24 protein-coding genes are annotated in these 20,200 nt (G+C 41.6%); 7 read left to right on the top strand and 17 right to left on the bottom strand.

The features are described 5' to 3' along the window. Positions 1-6: 6 nt before the first annotated feature. The 7 genes from EVU92_RS05405 to EVU92_RS05375 all read right to left on the bottom strand — a co-directional run bounded on the left by EVU92_RS05405 (position 7) and on the right by EVU92_RS05375 (position 4,587). Positions 7-369, bottom strand: coding sequence for a response regulator (locus EVU92_RS05405; RefSeq protein WP_054562870.1), 363 nt, complete (start codon positions 367-369; stop codon positions 7-9). A gap of 9 nt (positions 370-378) precedes the next feature. Next, the gene (locus EVU92_RS05400) at positions 379-651 is read right to left on the bottom strand and encodes an STAS domain-containing protein (RefSeq protein WP_130050325.1); all 273 of its coding nucleotides are present in this window, start codon (positions 649-651) and stop codon (positions 379-381) included. A 169-nt stretch (positions 652-820) separates the two neighbouring features. Then, positions 821-1,438, bottom strand: a complete 618-nt coding sequence (locus EVU92_RS05395) for an SCO family protein (RefSeq protein WP_233786766.1) — start codon at positions 1,436-1,438, stop codon at positions 821-823. Then, positions 1,435-2,343 (bottom strand): heme o synthase, encoded by a 909-nt coding sequence (gene cyoE, locus EVU92_RS05390; RefSeq protein WP_130050323.1) that lies wholly within the window; start codon positions 2,341-2,343, stop codon positions 1,435-1,437. Before cyoE ends, EVU92_RS05395 begins: the two co-directional genes overlap by 4 nt. 9 nt (positions 2,344-2,352) lie before the next feature. Beyond that, a complete protein-coding gene (locus EVU92_RS05385) occupies positions 2,353-3,342 on the bottom strand; it encodes a COX15/CtaA family protein (protein ID WP_130050322.1) in 990 nt (329 codons plus the stop codon). Between the two features lie 20 nt (positions 3,343-3,362). Then, positions 3,363-3,857: a transmembrane cytochrome oxidase associated protein gene (locus EVU92_RS05380; RefSeq protein WP_130050321.1), complete on the bottom strand. Its 495-nt coding sequence runs from the start codon at positions 3,855-3,857 to the stop codon at positions 3,363-3,365. Then, positions 3,838-4,587, bottom strand: a complete 750-nt coding sequence (locus EVU92_RS05375; RefSeq protein ID WP_130050320.1) for an SURF1 family protein — start codon at positions 4,585-4,587, stop codon at positions 3,838-3,840. The genes EVU92_RS05380 and EVU92_RS05375 overlap by 20 nt, the downstream gene beginning before the upstream one ends. 14 nt (positions 4,588-4,601) lie before the next feature. Here EVU92_RS05375 and EVU92_RS21880 point away from each other — a divergent pair, with 14 nt between their 5' ends. After that, positions 4,602-4,913, top strand: coding sequence for a DUF2909 domain-containing protein (locus EVU92_RS21880; protein ID WP_130050319.1), 312 nt, complete (start codon positions 4,602-4,604; stop codon positions 4,911-4,913). On the opposite strand, the gene EVU92_RS05365 is transcribed toward EVU92_RS21880, so the two are convergent. The 5 genes from EVU92_RS05365 to lexA form a co-directional block, all read right to left on the bottom strand. Further along, on the bottom strand, positions 4,813-5,688 hold the full coding sequence (locus tag EVU92_RS05365) for a cytochrome c oxidase subunit 3 (RefSeq protein ID WP_130050318.1): 876 nt from the start codon (positions 5,686-5,688) through the stop codon (positions 4,813-4,815). The genes EVU92_RS21880 and EVU92_RS05365 overlap by 101 nt on opposite strands. Positions 5,689-5,725: 37 nt before the next feature. Further along, positions 5,726-6,256: a cytochrome c oxidase assembly protein gene (locus EVU92_RS05360; protein ID WP_054554454.1), complete on the bottom strand. Its 531-nt coding sequence runs from the start codon at positions 6,254-6,256 to the stop codon at positions 5,726-5,728. Beyond that, positions 6,256-7,851, bottom strand: coding sequence for a cytochrome c oxidase subunit I (gene ctaD, locus EVU92_RS05355; RefSeq protein WP_130050317.1), 1,596 nt, complete (start codon positions 7,849-7,851; stop codon positions 6,256-6,258). The genes EVU92_RS05360 and ctaD overlap by 1 nt, the downstream gene beginning before the upstream one ends. Then, positions 7,851-8,993: a cytochrome c oxidase subunit II gene (gene coxB, locus EVU92_RS05350; RefSeq protein ID WP_130050316.1), complete on the bottom strand. Its 1,143-nt coding sequence runs from the start codon at positions 8,991-8,993 to the stop codon at positions 7,851-7,853. Before coxB ends, ctaD begins: the two co-directional genes overlap by 1 nt. Before the next feature lie 437 nt (positions 8,994-9,430). Beyond that, positions 9,431-10,048, bottom strand: coding sequence for a transcriptional repressor LexA (gene lexA, locus EVU92_RS05345; RefSeq protein ID WP_130050315.1), 618 nt, complete (start codon positions 10,046-10,048; stop codon positions 9,431-9,433). Positions 10,049-10,209: 161 nt separating this feature from the next. Between lexA and EVU92_RS05340 the strand changes: the two genes are divergently transcribed. Beyond that, positions 10,210-10,647: a PaaI family thioesterase gene (locus EVU92_RS05340; RefSeq protein WP_130050314.1), complete on the top strand. Its 438-nt coding sequence runs from the start codon at positions 10,210-10,212 to the stop codon at positions 10,645-10,647. Between the two features lie 7 nt (positions 10,648-10,654). On the opposite strand, the gene EVU92_RS05335 is transcribed toward EVU92_RS05340, so the two are convergent. Next, entirely contained in the window at positions 10,655-11,035 is a 381-nt protein-coding gene (locus EVU92_RS05335; protein WP_130050313.1) for a hypothetical protein, read from the bottom strand. 158 nt (positions 11,036-11,193) lie between these two features. Here EVU92_RS05335 and EVU92_RS05330 point away from each other — a divergent pair, with 158 nt between their 5' ends. Further along, positions 11,194-11,919, top strand: a complete 726-nt coding sequence (locus tag EVU92_RS05330; RefSeq protein ID WP_130050312.1) for a hypothetical protein — start codon at positions 11,194-11,196, stop codon at positions 11,917-11,919. Here EVU92_RS05330 and EVU92_RS05325 read toward each other — a convergent pair. Continuing rightward, a complete protein-coding gene (locus EVU92_RS05325; protein WP_130050311.1) occupies positions 11,894-12,247 on the bottom strand; it encodes a VOC family protein in 354 nt (117 codons plus the stop codon). The genes EVU92_RS05330 and EVU92_RS05325 overlap by 26 nt on opposite strands. Before the next feature lie 108 nt (positions 12,248-12,355). On the opposite strand from EVU92_RS05325, the gene EVU92_RS05320 reads away from it, so the two are divergent. The 3 genes from EVU92_RS05320 (at position 12,356) to EVU92_RS05310 (ending at position 15,107) form a co-directional block, all read left to right on the top strand. Then, on the top strand, positions 12,356-13,015 hold the full coding sequence (locus tag EVU92_RS05320; protein ID WP_130052230.1) for an endonuclease: 660 nt from the start codon (positions 12,356-12,358) through the stop codon (positions 13,013-13,015). Between the two features lie 99 nt (positions 13,016-13,114). Then, positions 13,115-14,740, top strand: coding sequence for a S41 family peptidase (locus EVU92_RS05315; RefSeq protein WP_130050310.1), 1,626 nt, complete (start codon positions 13,115-13,117; stop codon positions 14,738-14,740). Next, on the top strand, positions 14,733-15,107 hold the full coding sequence (locus EVU92_RS05310) for a hypothetical protein (RefSeq protein WP_130050309.1): 375 nt from the start codon (positions 14,733-14,735) through the stop codon (positions 15,105-15,107). Before EVU92_RS05315 ends, EVU92_RS05310 begins: the two co-directional genes overlap by 8 nt. 33 nt (positions 15,108-15,140) lie before the next feature. Here EVU92_RS05310 and hmpA read toward each other — a convergent pair whose 3' ends face one another. Together hmpA and EVU92_RS05300 are read right to left on the bottom strand one after the other, a co-directional pair. Then, the gene (gene hmpA, locus EVU92_RS05305; RefSeq protein WP_130050308.1) at positions 15,141-16,304 is read right to left on the bottom strand and encodes an NO-inducible flavohemoprotein; all 1,164 of its coding nucleotides are present in this window, start codon (positions 16,302-16,304) and stop codon (positions 15,141-15,143) included. A 20-nt stretch (positions 16,305-16,324) separates the two neighbouring features. Then, positions 16,325-17,557: an NnrS family protein gene (locus EVU92_RS05300; protein ID WP_130050307.1), complete on the bottom strand. Its 1,233-nt coding sequence runs from the start codon at positions 17,555-17,557 to the stop codon at positions 16,325-16,327. A gap of 156 nt (positions 17,558-17,713) precedes the next feature. On the opposite strand from EVU92_RS05300, the gene norR reads away from it, so the two are divergent. Then, positions 17,714-19,276, top strand: a complete 1,563-nt coding sequence (gene norR / locus EVU92_RS05295; protein ID WP_130050306.1) for a nitric oxide reductase transcriptional regulator NorR — start codon at positions 17,714-17,716, stop codon at positions 19,274-19,276. Here the strand turns inward: norR and EVU92_RS05290 are convergent. Next, positions 19,273-20,166 (bottom strand): LysR family transcriptional regulator, encoded by an 894-nt coding sequence (locus EVU92_RS05290; RefSeq protein WP_130050305.1) that lies wholly within the window; start codon positions 20,164-20,166, stop codon positions 19,273-19,275. The genes norR and EVU92_RS05290 overlap by 4 nt on opposite strands. Positions 20,167-20,200: the final 34 nt, after the last annotated feature.

Here is a 20,200-nt window from a genome sequence, read left to right as displayed (position 1 = left end):
CTATTATTAGCGAATCACTTTTTTCAATACCGCTAACAATTGCTCAGGATTAAATGGCTTAACAATCCAACCAGTTGCTCCAGCAGCTTTTCCTTCAGACTTTTTATCAAGCCCCGACTCTGTGGTCAGCATCAGTAAAGGTGTGAACTTATAATTAGGTAAGCTACGTAATTCACGAATAAGGGTAATACCATCCATTACCGGCATATTCACATCAGAAATAACTGCATCAAAGCCTTGTTGCTTTGCGATGTTTAATGCTTCACTGCCATCTTTTGCCTCTGTAACATCAAAGCCAGCTTTTTTAAGCGTAAAACCAACCATTTGGCGCATAGATGCAGAATCGTCTACTGCTAAAATTCTTTTCATAAAAACCTCTTAATTGGCATTCTCAAGCACAAGGTAATGACTTAAGCCCAAACTATTAATTGCCTGTAGCAAAGGTTTGCTCTCGCCAACCCAAATAATTTTGTGTTGCACAGAAAGCAAGTGCTTCTGTAATGCACATAAAAGCTGAATTGATGCTGTGTCAGCACGTGTCACTTCACTGATATCCAGACAAATATCATCATTTGCTGACAACTCTTGTAGCAAATCTTGATGGAGCGTTTCGACCTGACTAATAGCTAATTCTGTAGGGAGCTTTAACATTACTTCTTCTTTCCCTGCTTTAAACAATTCATAACAAAAGCTTAGACTGACTAAATAAAAATGCCATAATTTGAATCAAAAAATAGTAAAATTTTTTAGTAGCTTAGACATATATGTCAAAAAAGGAAGCTTTTCTTTTGCTGAAATTGACTCACCAAGCAAAGAAAATTTACTTTGCGTAATAATCTGCTATTTTTTTGAACTCATCAGTCAAAGTTGTGGCATTAATCAAGGGCACACTTCCTTGTTTAAATTCAGGCTTAAAAATGGCACGCACAGAACCATCACCATCAACCATCACCACAGAAGCACTATGATCAACGGCATACTCTTGCTGATCACTGTCGTTAATTGCGTAAATTAAGCCAAGCTCTCTAACAAAGGGGAAAAGTTGTTTGTGTGGGCCTGATACAGCAAGAAATTCAGGGTTAAAGTAATCAATGTAAGCTTTGCGTTTTTCGGTTGTATCACGCTTTGGATCAACAGCAACAAACCATACTTGCACTTTGTAACCTTGGCTTAATTGCTTTTGCACTGCAGTTAATTTCGCCAGTGTCATTGGGCAGATATCAGGACAGCTAGTGTAGCCTAAAAAGACCAAGTTCCAATGCCCCATAAATTGGCTATTATCTGCAGGTTTACCATGTTGGTCAGTTAATAAAAACGGACTAATCGGCTTTGCTGGCTCGTAAACGAGCGCTTCAACTTTAGGAGCGGTGTTATTTTTGCCACAACCGGTTACAAATAATACCGCACTGAAACATAAAAAAGCGACGATTCGTGTCATAAAACTAACCATTTATCAATAAATAAGGCGATAAAGAGTAGCATTAAATGCACAATTGAAAAACGAAATAAATCCATTGCGGTATCATCTTTTGGGGCAATTTTTAGTTTTAATGCCTTATAGATGAAGACCGCATTTAGAGCGCTTGCCCCTAGCAAGTAAATTAACCCTGACATACCAATTAGATAAGGCAGTACACATACCAAAGCTAGCAAAATGCTATAACCAACAACACAGGTTTTACAAAATTCAATACCGTGAGTAACAGGCAGCATAGGAATTTTTGCACGCTCATAGTCACTTTTACGCGCAATTGCTAATGCCCAAAAGTGTGGTGGAGTCCAAGTAAATATAATCATCACTAATAACCATGGCGCAGCAGCCATATGGCCCGTTTCAGAAACCCACCCTAAAAGCGGCGGCATCGCACCAGCTAACCCCCCAATAACAATATTTTGAGGTGTCGCGCGCTTTAAAAACGAAGTGTAAATAAAGGCATAACCAACGAGTGCAAACAAAGTAAGGATTGCCGTTAATGTATTTGCCCACACCATAAGCATAACAAAACCTAGCACACCGATGGTCGCCGCAAAGCTCAAAGCATGCTGTTTGCTTAGGCGCCCTTTTGCCACAGGGCGATGACGTGTACGTGCCATTTTACTGTCGATTTCACTATCAACAACATGATTGATTACAGCAGCAGCGGCCGATAACAAACCAATACCAAGCAAACTTGCAAGCTGTACAAACACTCCACGCCCAACATCGGGAGCCAATGCCAAACCAACCCAAGCAGTTAGTACAAGCATGGCAACTACTTTAAATTTACTGATAGCTAAGTAATCTTTAAGTAACTCTGAGCTTTGGCTAAATAATGATTTTTCTGTGCTTAGTAATATTGCCATCACAGCCTCCTAGGTTCTTATTTTTAAATGGAAGCATAGTCTTACCATGCTAAGCAGTAGTAGTGCGGCCATTAGATTGTGCGCAAGCGCAACACTTAATGGGAAGTGCCAATGCACAACAGCTAGGCCTAAACAGATTTGGCACAGCAAAGCGATTAATACGGTGACTGTGCAGTGCTTAATTTTTCGAGAGTAACATCTTGAATATATGCGCCACATGATCAGTGCTAACACCACACAAGTAACCAACGCCCAAATACGATGCAGTAAGTGAATTGACATACGCGCTTGCTGCGATAACACACCATATTCATAGGTACTGTGCTCGAGCGGCAGTTGAAAAACGCTCTTCAAAGAAAACGGTTGTCCGTAGCTACAAAGCGGTAAGCCATTACAATGCGGAGCGGCATAATTTGCAGCAAGCCAGCCACCCAACGCAATTTGCAGTATTAGTACCACCAAACCCACAAGCGCTAGACGATAGTATGGCTTTGCACCGCTATCATTACTCGCTACGGGTTTCGTTTTTAAGCGTAGATACAATAAAAACACCAACGACAAAATACTAAAACCGCCAAGTAAATGTCCCATTACAACCAAAGGCTGTAAGTTCATAGTCACAGTCCACATGCCCAATGCGGCTTGGAAGATCACCAGTAGTAATAGTGCCAGTGGCAATTTAACCGGCGTATTTGGATATTGGCGTTTTAACCATGCAAAAACAAACAAAGCTAAAATTAATAGGCCAAGGGCACCAGCAAAATAGCGATGGATCATCTCTTTCCAAGCTTTTGCTGCCTCAAACATCATATCAGGGTAGTTTTGTTCAACATGTAACAGAGCAGTTTCATGTTTTGGCACAGTTAAAAACCCATAGCAACCAGGCCAGTCTGGACAGCCAAGCCCAGCATCACTCAGCCGTGTATAAGCACCAAGCCCAACAACCAAGATAGAGAAGAAAACCGTAATTAAGACTAAATATTTATAATTTTTATACATCTTTATCCCCTTAATGAGGTTTAACTTGAACGCGCGTAGTTAAGTAGTTTTTTTAAGTCTTTAAGTAAGCCTTTTTGAATAAGTCTGTTTTGTTCAGGCTCAGCCTTGTAGGGGTAATGCAAAACCACTAAGCCCATGTGATCAACCAAGTATAAATCTCCCGCTTTGAGCGCTGGACTTACCACCAATTGACGCCAGTTTGCCGGTATCTGCTGTTGATTTGTCAGTACCGCCACATCCACTTTTTGCTGATTTTTACCTAAAGCGACGTATAGGTTATCTAGGCTTGCTAATTGGTTTTCACATACTTCATTGCACTCCTTTGGATAATTAAGCGCAATAGTCCATTGTTTGGGCTCACCTTGTTGCCAATCAGCTAATTTAACTTCTTCGCTTAAAAGCTCACCATGATTACTCGAACCACTTGGTAACCACTCAAGCTTCAATGCTGCATAAGCAAGTGCCAGCGGCACAAAACAGCATAAAACGAATAAACTAAGCGGGTTTATTTTCATAACCTCTCCTTCTCATCGCAAAATAAGCAATAACCACACAAGCTAAGCCAATTAATAACCACTGTACGGCATAGGCGTAATGTTTATCTGGCCCCATCACGACACTCTGATAATGCGGAGTTGCGATACCATCAGCTTCATTGCGATAACCAATAAAGCCTTGTAAGGGCATTGCTAATTGAGTACTCAAAATTGCTAAATCAATACCTTGAATTCGCTTTGGCCACCCTTGTTCTGCACCAATCTCATCGGCAAGCGTAAAACCTTGCAAGTTGCCTTGTTTCAATTGCACTGTGGCCGTAAAACGTGTTGATTCTGGCCACACAACTGTTGGCAATTGGCTCCGGTTTGTAGGGGCTTTTAGCCAACCAAAGTTAACAATTAAAGGTGCGGTTTCACCTGCAATAGTCATAGCTACAAGTAAGTCATAGCCCACTTGTCCCTGATAGATTTGATTATCAAGCAGCCAGTACTGTTGTTTATTTACCTCGCCAGAGACCTTAACTTGCAAACCCGTTTTATTTAGCTCTGTAGGTAGACTTTGCAGCGCTTGCCAGCTCAAAATTCCTTGTTCTTTCGAAACGGCCAACTGGCTTAGTTGCTGCTGTTTTTGCTCGCCTCGTTGGTATTGCCAAACGCTTAGTCGTAAACAAATAAGCACTGCTAGTATCACAACGCAAATTGCGATAATTGAGCTAAGCTTTTGTTTACGCCATAAAATTAACTGCATTTGGATTACCTAATATGATTAAAATCATTATTGTTTTGTTATTACTTTATATTCTGTTCAACCTATTTAGAGCGCTGTTTGTGATGATGTCAGCAAAAGAGCACTCGAAACCTATGTCGCATTACCTAGGTCGTCGAGTGCTGTTTTCAGGTATTGTGCTGATCCTTATCATTGCCGCGTTAAAGCTTGGATTTATACATACAAACCCGTCGCCGCTTCACAAAGCTACAGCACGTACACAAATACAAATAAGCACAACCACACCACATCAACAAAGTGCCAATACCAAGCGGCTGCTTGAAAGGCAAAATGCTTTTCACTCGTAAAGTGACCTTTAAAAATTCTTAGCAAAACCACGAATAAAATGATGGTTCCTAAAGTCACGTGCATACCATGGAAGCCTGTTAACAAGAAAAAGGTATTTCCGTACACTCCCGCATCAAGGGTTAACCCTAAATCACGATAAGCATGCATATACTCGTAAACTTGTAAGCCAAGGAAAATCACACCTAATAGCACGGTTAAAGATAAAAACACCTTAAGAGCGCCACGCTTATTGTTTTCCATAGCAACATGAGCAAAGTGAATTGTGACCGAAGAGGTAAGTAGAATAAGCGTATTGATCAGGGGGAGACCTTGCCAGCCCATAGCCTGTGTTGTCTCGCCCGATGGAGTGGTTAACAGCGGCCATACAGCTTCAAAGGTTGGCCAGAGTACTTCGTTGGTCATGGCATTATTGCCTGCGCCACCAAGCCAAGGCACTGAAATCATTCGAGCGTAAAAAAGAGCGCCAAAAAATGCCATAAAAAACATGACCTCAGAGAATATAAACCAGCTCATACCTTGTCGGAATGAGCGGTCCATTTGTGCTGAGTAAAGCCCTTTATGAGACTCTTCAATAACGTTTTTAAACCAACTAAAAACCATATAAATTAATATGGCAATGCCAAGATACAATACATACTGGCCATTACTGCCTTCACCACTGACTTGCATCACAGTTAAACCAGCACCGACAGCAATTAAAAACATCGCGATGGCGCCCACTATTGGCCAAGGGCTTTGTGCTGGAACATAGTATTTTTCGTAGTTTTGATTCATTTTGTTTGCTCCCAATTAGCAATTAGCTTGGCGGCTTTTAATCGTTTTTAGCCACAACATGCCCGCTAATATCAAACACGGTATACGACAATGTCAGTTCCTCAACATCGTCGGGTAACTCAGTATCAACATAAAACAACAAGGTAAATTCCATTTCTTCACCGGCTTTCATTGGCTGCTGATCAAAGCAAAAACAGGCGATTTTATGTAAATACTTTGCCGCTTTTCCCGGTGATACCGATGGAATTGCTTGCATGACTTTGTCTTCATTACTGGTGTTTTTTGCTGAGAATTTAACTTCACGCATGGCACCAGGTTGTACCGCCACGCTGTATTGCTCAGACTGCACCTTAAATGGCGCGCCGCTTTGAGCGTGAGTGGTAAAGCTGACATCAACTTGACGCTGTGTATTTATTGATTCACTCGCGCTCGCTTTTTCTAATGATGGCTTACCATTCAACCCTGTAACGTCGCAAAACACGTCGTAAAGCGGCACCATTGCAAAAGCAAATGCGAACATGAGCAAGCATGTAATCAGCAGTTTTTTTAGCAAAGGTGCATGGTTCATTACTTAATCTCCGGCGGTGTTTCAAAAGTGTGGTAAGGCGCTGGAGAATCTACTTCCCACTCTAAACCTTCAGCTCCATCCCATACTTTGGCAGGCGCTTTTTCGCCACCTCTAGCACATTTAAATACCACCAACACAAACAATAGTTGTGATAAGCCAAATGCAAAACCACCAATACTGATAATGGCGTTAAAGTCAGCGAATTGCAGAGCATAGTCAGGAATACGACGCGGCATACCGGCAAGGCCAACAAAGTGCATAGGGAAGAACAGCACGTTGACACTGATTAGCGATAGCCAGAAATGCCATTTCGCCAGCGTTTCGTTGTACATGTTGCCAGTCCATTTCGGTAACCAATAATAGGCTCCCGCCATAATTGAGAACACGGCTCCTGTCACGAGCACATAATGGAAGTGTGCCACCACAAAATAGGTATCGTGATACTGGAAATCTGCCGGTGTAATGGCAAGCATCAAGCCAGAGAAACCACCTAAGGTGAATAACACAATAAAGGCGATGGCAAACATCATCGGAATTTCAAAGCTAATTGAACCGCGCCACATGGTGGCTACCCAGTTAAACACTTTAACGCCCGTTGGCACCGAAATGAGCATTGTGGCGTACATGAAAAACAACTCGCCGGCTACAGGCATGCCTGTGGTAAACATATGATGTGCCCAAACGATGAAGCTCAGCAGCGCAATGGATGAGGTTGCATACACCATAGAAGCATAGCCAAATAACTTTTTTCGTGAGAAGGTCGGCACAATAGTCGAAATAATCCCAAAGGCTGGCAAAATCATGATGTACACTTCGGGGTGACCGAAGAACCAGAAAATGTGCTGGAACATCACAGGATCACCACCACCTGCCGCATCAAAAAAGCTTGTTGCAAAGTATTTATCTGTCAGCACCATAGTGACAGCCCCAGCTAAAACAGGCATAACTGCGATCAATAAGAATGCTGTGATTAACCAAGTCCAAACAAATAGCGGAAGCTTCATCCAAGTCATACCCGGCGCTCTTAGATTGACGATAGTCACGATAACGTTAATCGCCCCCATAATTGAGCTAATACCCATGATATGTATGGCAAATACAAACAGTGCAGTGTTATCGTTACTATAAGTGGTGGAGAGTGGTGCGTAGAATGTCCAGCCAAACGCAGGACCACCACCTGGCATCAGTAACGAAGCCAACAGGATTAAAAATGCGAAAGGTAATATCCAAAAGCTCCAGTTGTTCATGCGTGGCAGTGCCATATCAGGTGCACCAATCATCATAGGCACCATCCAGTTAGCAAGCCCAGTAAATGCGGGCATAACGGCGCCAAACACCATGATCAAACCATGTACCGTGGTCATTTGGTTAAAAAAGTGCGGATCAACTAACTGTAATCCTGGCTGAAATAGTTCAGCGCGGATCACCATAGCCATCGCTCCACCAATCAAGAACATGGTAAGAGAAAAAATCAGGTATAAACTCCCGATGTCTTTATGATTGGTGGTGTAAAGCCAACGCTTAAAACCTTTAGCAGGATGATGATGGTCGTGATGCGCATGCCCAGTTGCTTGCTCATTAATAACGTTACTCATTATTTCGCCTCCGCTGCTGCATCAATCGCGGCTTGAATTTGACTCGGTTGGATCACATCGCCGGTATCATTACCCCATGCATTTCGCTTATAGGTAATAACCGCAGCAAGTTGCTTAATTGAAAGCTGCTTATCAAACGCTTGCATCGCCGTACCAGGGCGGCCATGTAACACGATATCTATGTGATCTTTTACATCACCTAATACAATGGGGCTGCCTTTAAGTGCAGGAAACACGCCTGGTAAGCCCATACCAGTAGGCTGGTGACATGCAGCACAACTTGCCATATACACTTGCTCACCTAAGGCCATAAGCTCTTCTTTAGGTAATGTTTGATCAAGCAAAGCAGCATCAGCGGCTGCTGCATTAGCCTTTTCTTCCTTAGCATCTGCAAGCCAATTAGCAAATTCATCTTCAGGTAAGGCTTTCACCACAACAGGCATAAAACCATGATCTTTACCGCATAGTTCTGCACATTGACCACGGTAAACACCTGGTTCGTTAATACGTGTCCACGCTTCATTGATAAATCCCGGGTTTGCGTCCTTTTTAACTGCAAAATCAGGAACCCACCACGAATGAATAACATCGTCTGAGGTCATTAAAAAGCGGACTTTTTTATTGATAGGAAGCACTAGCGGTTTATCTACCTCAAGCAAATAATGCTCCGTTTTTTCTGCCTGATTGTCTATTTGATCTTTTGGTGTAGATAGGATTGAGTAATAGGCTATATCTTCACCCATATATTCGTAATGCCACTTCCATTGCGAGCCTGTCACTTTAATTGTGATATCAGCTTTAGAGGCATCTTCCATAGCAATGAGAGTTTTTGTGGCAGGCACAGCCATGGCTATTAAGATGACAAATGGAATGGCAGTCCAAAGTATTTCAACTTTTGTACTTTCATGAAATTGGGCAGGCTTGGCCCCTTTAGATTTACGGTGGTGTATTAAAGCCCAAAACATCACCGCAAATACGATGATGCCGATTACACAACAGATAATAAATATCGTCATGTGTAACTCATAAACATTATTACTTATATCAGTCACCCCTTTTCGCATATTGTATTGACTATTTGCCAATACAATTTCTGGGAGTGCAACCAATATAAGCCACAAGGCGTAACGCAGTTTACCCATGTGACGGCTCCTTTAGATGCTATTGCAAGACGCAAAGCGAAAAGGCGATACAGCAAGGTGCCCATTCGTTTTTTTTATTGTTCAGAGCGACTACGTATCATTTTAACTCACTTATGATACTGGCCCCCTGTCTAACACCTCGCACATTTTTGTGTCTTTTTATTAATCAGGTGTTAATACATTGCTTTAACCAATTAGTTAAAAAATGACCAATAAGCAAGTTTTAGTGATAATAAATGTTTATTTTGGTGCAGAAATAACAACTATAATCAGCGCGTTATTTAATGTTATGGTTTACGAAGAATATACAAAAAGAGAGGAAAACTGCGCCATATAAGGCTTTAAATAAAGAGTAAGGATTCACAAATCCTAATTAAGTGGCAAAATCACAATGGCGCACCAAATTGAGTCAATTTAGCGCACCAAATAAGGGACAACTACATCCAGTCAGCGTTACGAATGACTCCTACAGCTAACCCTTCAATATTGAAAGATTCATGCTCAAGGTCAACCTCAATAGGTGAGAACTCTTCGTTTTCAGCGTGTAAAAGTACTTTCCGACCTGCTTTTTCTAGCCGCTTAACAGTTACATCTTCATCAACTCGAGCTACAACAACTTGTCCATTTTCAGCAACTTGCGTTCTATGTACTGCAAGCAAGTCACCGTCCATAATACCAATATCTTTCATACTCATGCCATTTACACGTAGTAAAAAGTCAGCGGCTGGTTTAAATAACGTAGGGTCAACTTGGCAATGACTTTCGACATGCTCCTGAGCCAAAATTGGCTCACCAGCTGCAACACGGCCAATCAAAGGTAAACCTAACTGCTCAGGTTCATCTTCTTCAATCAACTGAATACCACGACTCGCTCCAGGCTTCATTTTGATCATGCCTTTTTTTGCCAGTGCTTTTAGATGTTCTTCAGCGGCGTTGGCACTTTTAAAACCCAATGTTTGAGCTATTTCAGCGCGTGTTGGCGGCATGCCTGTATCTTTAATAAAGACTTTAATTAGTTCTAAGATTTGCGATTGGCGTTTAGTTAATGGGCGCATACAACTGGTTTTCCATACAGTACATTTAACTGTGAGTATATACAGTTATTTGAAAATCGCAAATTTAAATTAACTCCATCATATTGCTACAAAACTAACATTGAACCGCAATGAAAGATGCCATAAGGTATTAGCTTTAATTCGCATGTTAAGGAAACACAATGAGTATTTGGCACCATCCAATCACGCTGGAGCAATGTAAAGACTTGGAACAAGGAGTAACCGGGCAAGGCACTTTAATGAAAACGATGGGTATTGAGGTGACTGAAATTGGCGATGATTATTTAGTGGCCACCATGCCTGCAATTCCTGAACACCATAACCCTATGGGCATGGTTCATGGCGGAGCAAACGTTGTGTTAGCAGAAACAGTGGCAAGCTATGCAGCCAACTTTGTGATTGATTTCAATAAATTCTATGCTGTTGGTCAAGAGATTAATGCCAACCACATAAAAGCGTCTCGAAAAGGGACATTAACGGCAACGGCCAGACCACTTCATTTAGGTAAGCGCACCTCTGTTTGGGATATCAAAATTACCAATGCTGCTGGGGAGCTGTGCTGCGTATCAAGAATGACCGCAGCAGTCGTAGAGCGCTAAATTCAGTTTACTTTTCGACTGGATAAATAGTAATTTCAATCCCTGCGCCAATTGCTGAGATACGTAACAAGGTATCTGCATGCAGGGGTTGGTTAAAGCACTTTGGCGAGTTACCCGATTCAAAACCTAAATCAAATGTACGTTTTGAACAAGATAACCACTGCTTTAATGCATTGCGCGAGCAAGATTCAATTAATTCGCAAAGCTGGTTAATCGCTTTGTCTGGAGAGCTGATATCTGCAGTTGCTTCAATGCGTGCAAGTTGACGGTATTCATCTTGGTCATAATGTAAAACCATAGCGTTTTTCTTCAAATCAGCAACAAGCGCACTAATATCGTGCTTTGATTCAAGCTCCAGATCTACATTTAAAAATTGAATTTCCGACATACTCTCGTTTTTATCCTCTATTGATATCGACTGAAACTTTAACTCAGTTTTGTATATATACCAAATCTAGAATACAGTTAATGCGACATTTTGCCGCATTGGCAATACAGCTAAACAACCTAAAATAGCGCCCATACAACAATAATAACGGGGTGGTAATGAATAAACGCATGTTCAAATATGCTCGTAAAGGGCATAAATGGCTAGGCTATTTACTTGCTTTGCAGATCTTTTTTTGGCTATTAGGTGGGCTTGTAATGAGTTCATTGCCGCTTGAAAAAGTGCATGGAAAACATCTAGCAAATCGCAGTCTAAGTAACCCTTTCTTAGTGTCAGACTACTCTGCTTCTATCGATAAAATAACGGCACAATTTGAACAAATTGAAAGTATCAAGTACAGCCACTTTTTAGAGTCGCCAATCATAGAAGTCACGGCACCGAGCGGCTCCTTTAATTTTGATGGCAGAACAGGTGATAAAATGCCTGCGCCGAATAAAGCACAAATAATTGAAAACGCGAGAACTCACTTACTTATTAACGCAAATATCACGCAAGCACAGCTGTTAACCAAAGGACCAAGAGAAGTGGCTCACAAGGCCAATGTTTGGCAAGTGAGTTTTGATGATTGGCTGACAACAACCTTATATTTAGATAGCCAAACCGGTAAAGTCATTACAGTGCGCAGCTCCCTATGGCGCATTTTCGACTTTTTCTGGATGCTACACATCATGGATTATGATGAGCGCGAAAACTTTAATAACCCACTTCTAATTAGCTTTTCGGCCACCAGCGTACTGTTTTGTATTACGGGGATTATTTTATTGCTACAGAACATTCGTTTAAAACGTAAAAAGCCTGCTAAACGTGCTGGTCAATCAAAATAGGGTTGCCATCTGGGTCGGTGATAATAAAACTCGCGTCACCGGCTTTTTGTATTTCTAACCCTTGTTGCTGAAAATGCGCGGCTAATTGCTCAAAAGTGGCAAACTCTACCAGTGCCTCAGCATTTTGATCCCAGCCTGGATTAAAGGTCAGCATGGTTTTATCAAACATGCCTTGAAACAAACCTATTAAATGTTCGCCGTTTTTCATAATTAACCAATGCTGCTCAATTTCGCCGGCAAATTCTTTAAAGCCTAGTTTTTCATAAAACTGCTTTGAAGCATGAATATCTTTCACATTTAAACTCACAGAAAAGGCACCTAATAACATAGTTGTAATTCCTCTAATAAACGGCCTAACAACTATAGCTGAGTTGAAAAACTTTTCCTTTTTAGAATAGTAGCTCTAAAATGGCTGCTCCTGTAGTTCACTGATGTGATGGATATGCGTTTATTTCTATATTTAACCCTTTGTTTAATTTTTACTTCCCCTGTATCCGCTAAACAATTTTCGAGCTTTTACAGTGCAAAAAAGCACTTAATTAAGAATCTACCAAGCAATAGTAAAAGCTTATATTGTGGCTGCGATATAAAGCGCCAAGGTAAAAAGCTTGTACCAGACCCTGAAGCTTGTGGTTATATTCCAAGAAACGCCATTACCCGCTCAGGAAACGAAAACGCTCGAGCAAAAAGAATAGAATGGGAGCATATAGTACCTGCGTGGGAGTTTGGTCATCAATTACAATGCTGGCAGGATGGCGGACGTAAAAACTGCATTAAGGTCAGTGAAAAATTTCGTCAAATGGAAGCCGACATAAATAACCTCGCTCCAGCTATTGGCGAGATCAATGCAGACCGTTCTAATTTTCGCTACGGAATAGTCGCAACATCTAGTGCCAGTTATGGAGCTTGCCCAGTAAAAATCGATTTTAAGCAACGTGTATTTGAGCCACCGATTTATGCAAGAAAGCAAATAGCCGATACCTACTTTTATATGCAAAAAACCTATGGCTTAAAAATATCTAACAAACAACGTAAGCTATTTGAGTCATGGCAGAAGCTCAAAGTAGCTGAAATTAGTAACCGTAAGTCTTTATAACTAAAAGCACATTCATTTACATTTGAGGCGCTACAATTTATTGCTTTCAGATACAGTAATTGCTAATTTTTAAGAAATACTATCGGAAAGGAAGCAAATATGTTTAACAATAATAAACTCGCCTTAGCAATATTTTTAGCAGTCTCAGGCGCGTCTCTATCTGGCTGCGGTGGCGGCGGTGGCTCTTCGAGCAATAACAACACAACAAACCCGCCACCAACAAGTTCAGAACCCACTTGGACCGCTGGTGTTTTTGAGCCATCAAGTGAATTTAAAGATCAATGCGCCGTACCACGAACAGGCAATGATCCTTATAACAATAATCAGCCTTACCCAGATACTGCTGGCTCTGAGTTTACCGAGAAGATGTGGTTACGTTCATGGAGTGACGAAACCTACCTTTGGTACGACGAAATAGAAGACAACAATCCTGATAATTTCAGCTCTGTCGCCGCTTATTTCGACCAGTTAAAAACATTCGAAACGACGGACTCGGGTTCTTTTAAAGATAACTTTCATTTTAGCAGACCTACTGAAGAGTATTTTAAAGAAGCTCAATCTGGGGTTGTTTCAGGTTATGGAATTAACTGGGTATTTATCAGTAATGTTCCGCCACGAGAGCTACGTGTTGCCTATTTAGAGGATGACTCACCTGCTGCAAATGCAGGGTTACAACGCGGTGATACTATTTTAATGGTTGACGACGTTAGTATTGACACTAATACCCAACAAGGCGTAGATATTTTAAATGAAGCGCTATTTGGGCCTACGGCTGGTGACGCCCATAACTTTGTTGTACGCAGTAATGATGGTACTGAAAAATCCTTTACTCTAGTAGCCGGTAATATTGCTCAAACGCCCGTTCAGAATGTTGATACCTTAACAACTGAGAACGGTACAAAAGTTGGGTATATGCAATTTAATAGCTTTATCAGCATTGCTCAACCTGAACTGATAAGTGCTGTGAATAAGTTCAAAGCTGATAATATTGATGAGTTGGTTATCGATTTTAGATATAACGGCGGCGGTTTATTAGCGCTTTCATCGCAGCTTGCATATATGGTTGCGGGTCCTGCTAATACCGATGATTTCTATTACTATCAAACGATTCAAAACGACAAACAGCCGCAAGATGATCCATATCCATTTATCGACCTTGAAATTGATTACTCTACCTACAGAACAACGGGTAATAGTCTGCCAGATCTAAATTTATCAAAAGTGTATGTGTTAAGTACCGATAACACCTGCTCTGCATCTGAGGCGTTTATTAATGGTTTAAAAGGCATTGATGCGGAGGTAATCTTAATCGGTGGCACCACCTGCGGGAAACCCTATGGTTTTACACCAACACATAACTGCGCAACCACTTATTATACAATCCAATTTTCAGGCGCAAACTATAAAGGCTTTGGGGAATACGCCGATGGATTTAAACCAACACCTTCCCCCCAGTTTGATGCGGACATAAAAGGCTGCGAGGTTACAGATGACTTTGATCACAAACTAGGTGATAGCGAAGAGAGCTTATTAGCAACCGCGCTTTATCACATTGAAAATAATACCTGCCCAATTGTGGTGGAGTCCTCAAGTGCTAAGCAACCAAGCTTTACATCACAAGCAATTCAAGAAACAGGGCTACCACTTACAATTAAGCAACCGCTTTACAAAAATAATATGGATTTAACCCGTCCGCTACCAGCGAAGGAAGGTAATAATGAATAAAACACTGTTATTAACCTGCACTTTACTGGCAAGCTTAGCGGGCTGTAAAAGTACCCAAGCGGAGCAACCGCAAGATGCTACGCTTGTTCGCGTAAATCCAGGTGTGATTACGGAGTTACAGCAGGCAATTCAATCCGCCAAAGGTGGTGCTATCGTCACACTAGCCGACAATGTATTTACTAAAAGTTCAGAGCTATTGATTGATCACGGCACCAACAAAGGGCCGGATGGCCTCCCTATTATGGGCGCTCATGCAATTCCTTCTGAGAAATTTGTTTTACAAAAATCAGGTGAGCAATGCCTACTTTACTACCCTAAAAAAGAGCTACGTATTCCACTACCTAATGTAGAGTGCGAAGTAAACTAACAAAAGGCGCAGCAAAAGCTGCGCCTTTTTTCATTATAGCGTTTGGTGAGGTCCAAACACCTCATAATGAATTCGTTCACTTGCAACCCCTAAACTTAGCAGCTGCTCTTTTATCATTGCCATAAATGCGATTGGACCACATAGGTAAAAGTCTGCCTCGCTAATTGGTAAGTTATCAGCAATGTGATTTACATCCATTAAGCCCGCAAAGTCCCCTCCCTTGCCATCCTTAAACCAAGAAACACAATTAAATAACGCATGTGCTTGCTGTTGCTTTAGTAAATACTCATCAAAGGCAAACTGCGTTTGACTATCACAAGCATGCAAGTAATGGATTGGCTTGCTATGTTGATTGTTCAATAATGTTTCAAGCATCGCCATCAATGGAGTTTGACCAACACCCGCCGAAATTAGCACAATAGGGGAATCAATTTCACGAAGCACAAAATCGCCTGCGGGTGGATAAATTTCTACTTCATCACCCTCACTTAAACTGTGTAAATAATTAGACACTAAACCTTCTTTTTTCACGCTAATGCGATAATTGCGGCCATTACTTTGCTGCGATAAAGAGTATTGCCTAACTTGAGTTAAATCACTCTTCGCTGGCGTTACTTTAATCCCTAAATATTGACCCGGTAAATACGCTACAACAGGCTTTGCATCAGTAGGCGTTAATGTAAAACTACAAATTTGCGCAGATTCCATACGTTTTTCTGTAATGGTGAAAGTGCGGGTACCAAACCAGCCGCCCGTTGCCTTTTTGTTTTTTTGATATAACGCCATCTCCTCGTTGATACATACATCAGCCAATAGGGAATAGGCTTCACGCCAAGCATACTCGACCTCAGGCGTAAATTGCTCAGGCAGTAACTCTTTTAAAGTTGCAATCAAATGCCCACCAACAATGGGGTAATGTTCTGGCAAAATATGGTAACTGGTGTGTTTATGGTTAATACGCGCAAGCGTACCTTTCAATACTGCCAAATTATCAATATTTGCAGCATAGGCAGCCAAGGCATTAAACAACGCAAATTGTTGAGTACCTGATTGCTGGTGAGTCATATTAAAAATATTTTTAAGCTCTGGATTGTAGCTAAACATACGATCATAAAAATACTCAGTAACTTGAGGTCCTGCTTCTGCAAGCAACGGCAAAGTACTTTTAACAATCTGGATCGTTTTTTCAGATAACATAGTTTTTCCTATTAGAGAGTTTAACCGCGGCGACCATCAACACGACGATTCACTAAGATGGGCGCACAATGAAATAAAAATAAGCTAAAGCCAACAACCCACAACAAAGCACTTAACTGCCATGTAAGATGGTGACCTAAAAAAGGAGGAAGTACCGAGCGTACAATGGCAGCGAAAGCAATTAATACGAATGCCATACTAATAAACGTAGGGACTTGCAGTGCTCTGCCAGTATGGCCATGAGATACACGCACCATCATGGCAATTATCATCAAGCCAATGGTGCCGACAGTGATCAGGTGAAGTGCGTCTTTGAATAAAATACTGGCACTATAAAAGCTTAATGCAATGAGTCCTAAACCCACAGATAAAGCCCAATAAGCTAAGTGCAATGACCAAAGCAGAGGTACTTTTAACACCCCTCTTTGCCACCACAAAACACACCTTGTGGCATGTAAACTAGCAAGCCAAGCAAAAATCCAACCAGTGCTCATCGCACTAAAAAACAGCTGACTCATAAAGAACCATGTAATGGCAAAAAATGAGCTAAACACAACTAATTTATCAAGCTTTGGCGTTCTAACTTGCTCACTCAAGTTAAGACCTCGCGCGGTAAAAAACGGCACGACTCGACCAGCTAGAACGCCAACTAGAAGAGTCATGATCAGCACGCCAGTATCAACAACACTAAGCGCAAGCGACATTTTATTAAGCACAACTAAGCTCAAAAAAATCATATTTAGCGCACAAAGCAAAGATGTGATAACGATAAATAAATAGTTGTGGTTACTTTTCGCTTGTATCAGCATGTCAGCTAGAATAATAATCCCAGCCAGCCACCATGCTAGCTGCAATATACTTACAATATAAAGGTTTAGCTGTTCGACCCCAGCAATATCAATAAAAAAACTAAGCCTTGCAGCAAGCCAGATAACACTGAGCAAACAAAGCTTAATGCCACTGACACTAGGGACGCCTGTCCATGTTTGCGCAGCGGTTAGCAAAAATCCCATAGCAACTATGCCAGCAAAGCCAAACAACATTTCATGAGCATGCCAAAGGGTTGCCGGCAATGCTAAATACCAATGCGCAACTCCCGCCAAAATTAATAACCAGTAACTCATTGCAAACACAGCTAGAACACTAGCAGCCAAGAAAAAAGGCCTAAATGCTAATGCCCATAACGGCCACTGATTGATTTGATAAAATTTAATACTACTTGGCATAGGTTCAGTTAAGTTAATGACTTTCATTAGGGCTCTCAGCGTTTAATTTCCTTAGCTATTGCACAGTTCGAGCCAAAAATAAAAACCAATAAATATCAATACATTAAAATTAAATACTTGATAAAAATGTCAAAATGACACACTATCAAAAGCATCAAAAAAACATATTCAGGTCAAATTGACATGCCACTCAAAAAATCAATTCTTGATGTTGCACTTGCCCTTACGAAAGCAAGCAGTGTTGATCACAATTTCAGCTATTTATTGAGTTGCATTAATGATTGGGTTGAATGTGATGCAGTCGCCTTATTATTAAAACAAGGCGATGTATTAAAGCCCGTAGCCCAGCAAGGACTCTCGGACGATACGTTAGGAAGGCGTTTTAAAATTATGGAGCATCCTCGCTTATTTGAAATATGCCGAGGTACTGAGCCCCTTAAATTCGCCAAAGATTGTGGTCTCCCTGATCCCTATGACGGCTTATTAGAAAGCCAGCATGGCGACTTTCCAGTTCATGCCTGCATGGGCGTGCCGCTATTTAGCACAAAAGCTAGTAGCGAACTGCTTGGCGTTTTAACCTTTGATAGCTTAGATGAACATGCCTTTGACGCTTTAACTATTAACGAGCTCAATCAATTGAAACAACTTGCAGCAGGCTATGTTGAGCATGCCCTGACCTTGCAGCACTTTAGGCAACACGCACAGCATAGCCACCAAGTTGCACAGCAGCTTAATATCGAGGCACTCACGCGAGAAGGTGTAGAAATTATTGGCAGTAGCCAAGCAATGCTAACCCTTAAAAATGATATCCAGCTGGTTGCGGCCTCAGAATTTAGCGTATTAATTCAAGGAGACACTGGGGTTGGTAAAGAATTGGTTGCGCGTAATATCCATTTAAACTCTAAGCGCCGTGATATGCCGTTGATCCACCTAAACTGCGCATCATTACCTGAAAATTTGGCAGAGAGTGAGTTTTTTGGTCACAGTAGAGGGGCATTTACTGGCGCACATACTGCTCGTCAGGGTAAGTTTCAACTCGCCGATGGCGGTACCTTATTTTTAGATGAAATTGGCGAACTTCCGCTCGCTATGCAAAGTAAGCTATTACGCGTTTTACAAAGCGGTGAAGTACAAACGGTGGGGGAAGACCAAAGCCGCTATGTCGATGTCAGAGTGATTGCGGCAACCAACCGAGATTTAAAGCAAGAAGTAGCTGCAGGACGCTTTCGTGCAGACCTTTATCACCGATTAAGCGTCTACCCATTGCATGTTGCACCATTAAAAGAGCGCGATAACGATGTTATTTTACTCGCGGGTTTTTTTATTGAGCAAACGTCTAAAAAGCTTGGCATTAAACAACTTAAACTCAGTATTGATACACAATTACTACTACGCCAATATGATTGGCCTGGAAATGTGAGAGAGCTTGAACATGTCATTAGTCGTGCTGCACTCAAAGCAAAGCAACATCAATGGCAACAAAGCATTGTCACAATCGAGCCTCAGCATTGTGATATTGATAAAACTGCGATTGCTACACCAAGCCCAGATGCTGTTAACGAACAAAAAATCACTGGCTTATCGCTCAAAGAGGCAACCGATGCTTTTAGCTATCAGCTTATCATGCAGCAACTTGAACTACACAACCTAAACTGGGCTGCCACAGCGCGCAGTTTAAGCGTTGATAGAGCCAACCTTGTGCGCCTAGCCAAACGGCTAGGCATTAGCATTAAAAAATCTGTTTAAGCTTTTAACGCTTTAAAATAGGCTTTTAAAAGTTGGCTAAATGCTTGTACTTTGGCTGTGCGATGTACCAAATGGTGTGTCACCAGCCAAAGGTCTGTTGGCCAGCTCAGCTCTTTAGGAAGTACAGGCAGCAAATCAGGGTATTGGCTCGCCACTTCATGCTGTAAACCACCGATCCCCAAGCCTCTAACAATAGCCCGCGTGGCTTCCGAGGTTTCAGATACACGTAACTTAATTTGCGCTGATTCAATATGCTGATCAACCCATGCAAAATAAGGCACTTTACCGTTATAGCCAGCCACTCCAGAAACAAAACTATGCTGCTGTAACTGCTGAATATTCTTTGGCATGCCGTACTTTTCAATATAACTTTTTGAGGCATAAAACCCCGACGAAAGCTCAGCTAAATGCTGAGCAATATAGTCGCCTTCATCAGGGCGAGGGCCTGCTCGCACAGCGATGTGCGCCTGACCATGATCAAGGCGTAAACGGTTTTGATCAAGAATAACTTCGAGCTGCACTTGTGGATGCAGATTTTGAAACTGCTCACACACATCACTCAGCACATCAATAAAACCACTGACAGTGGTTAATAATAAACTCCCTCGCAACTGACTGTCAGCAGCAATTATATCGTTGTGAAGTTTATCAAGCTCAACGTTAATCGATTTAGCTGTAGCAAATAACTTAGCGCCAATTTCTGTCACTGTATAACCACGGGCATGGCGGTGGAATAGCCGCGCATCAAGGTTGTCTTCTAAATTATTAATTCGTCTTAGAACCGTGCTGTGATGAACCCCCAGTGATTCGGCAGCAGCGGTTAACGTACCGAGCCTTGCCACCTCGTAAGCAACTTTTACATCTTGCCAATCATCAAATTGAATCGCCATAGCGGCTCCTTGTGTGCATATACGCACATAAGTT

Origin of the sequence: Pseudoalteromonas sp. MEBiC 03485, from assembly GCF_004195145.1 — a bacterium.
In the GTDB taxonomy this organism is placed as follows: Bacteria; Pseudomonadota; Gammaproteobacteria; order Enterobacterales; family Alteromonadaceae; genus Pseudoalteromonas; species Pseudoalteromonas apostichopi.
Note: the sequence above shows the minus strand (reverse complement) of the source record. Positions and strands in the feature narration are given on the sequence as shown.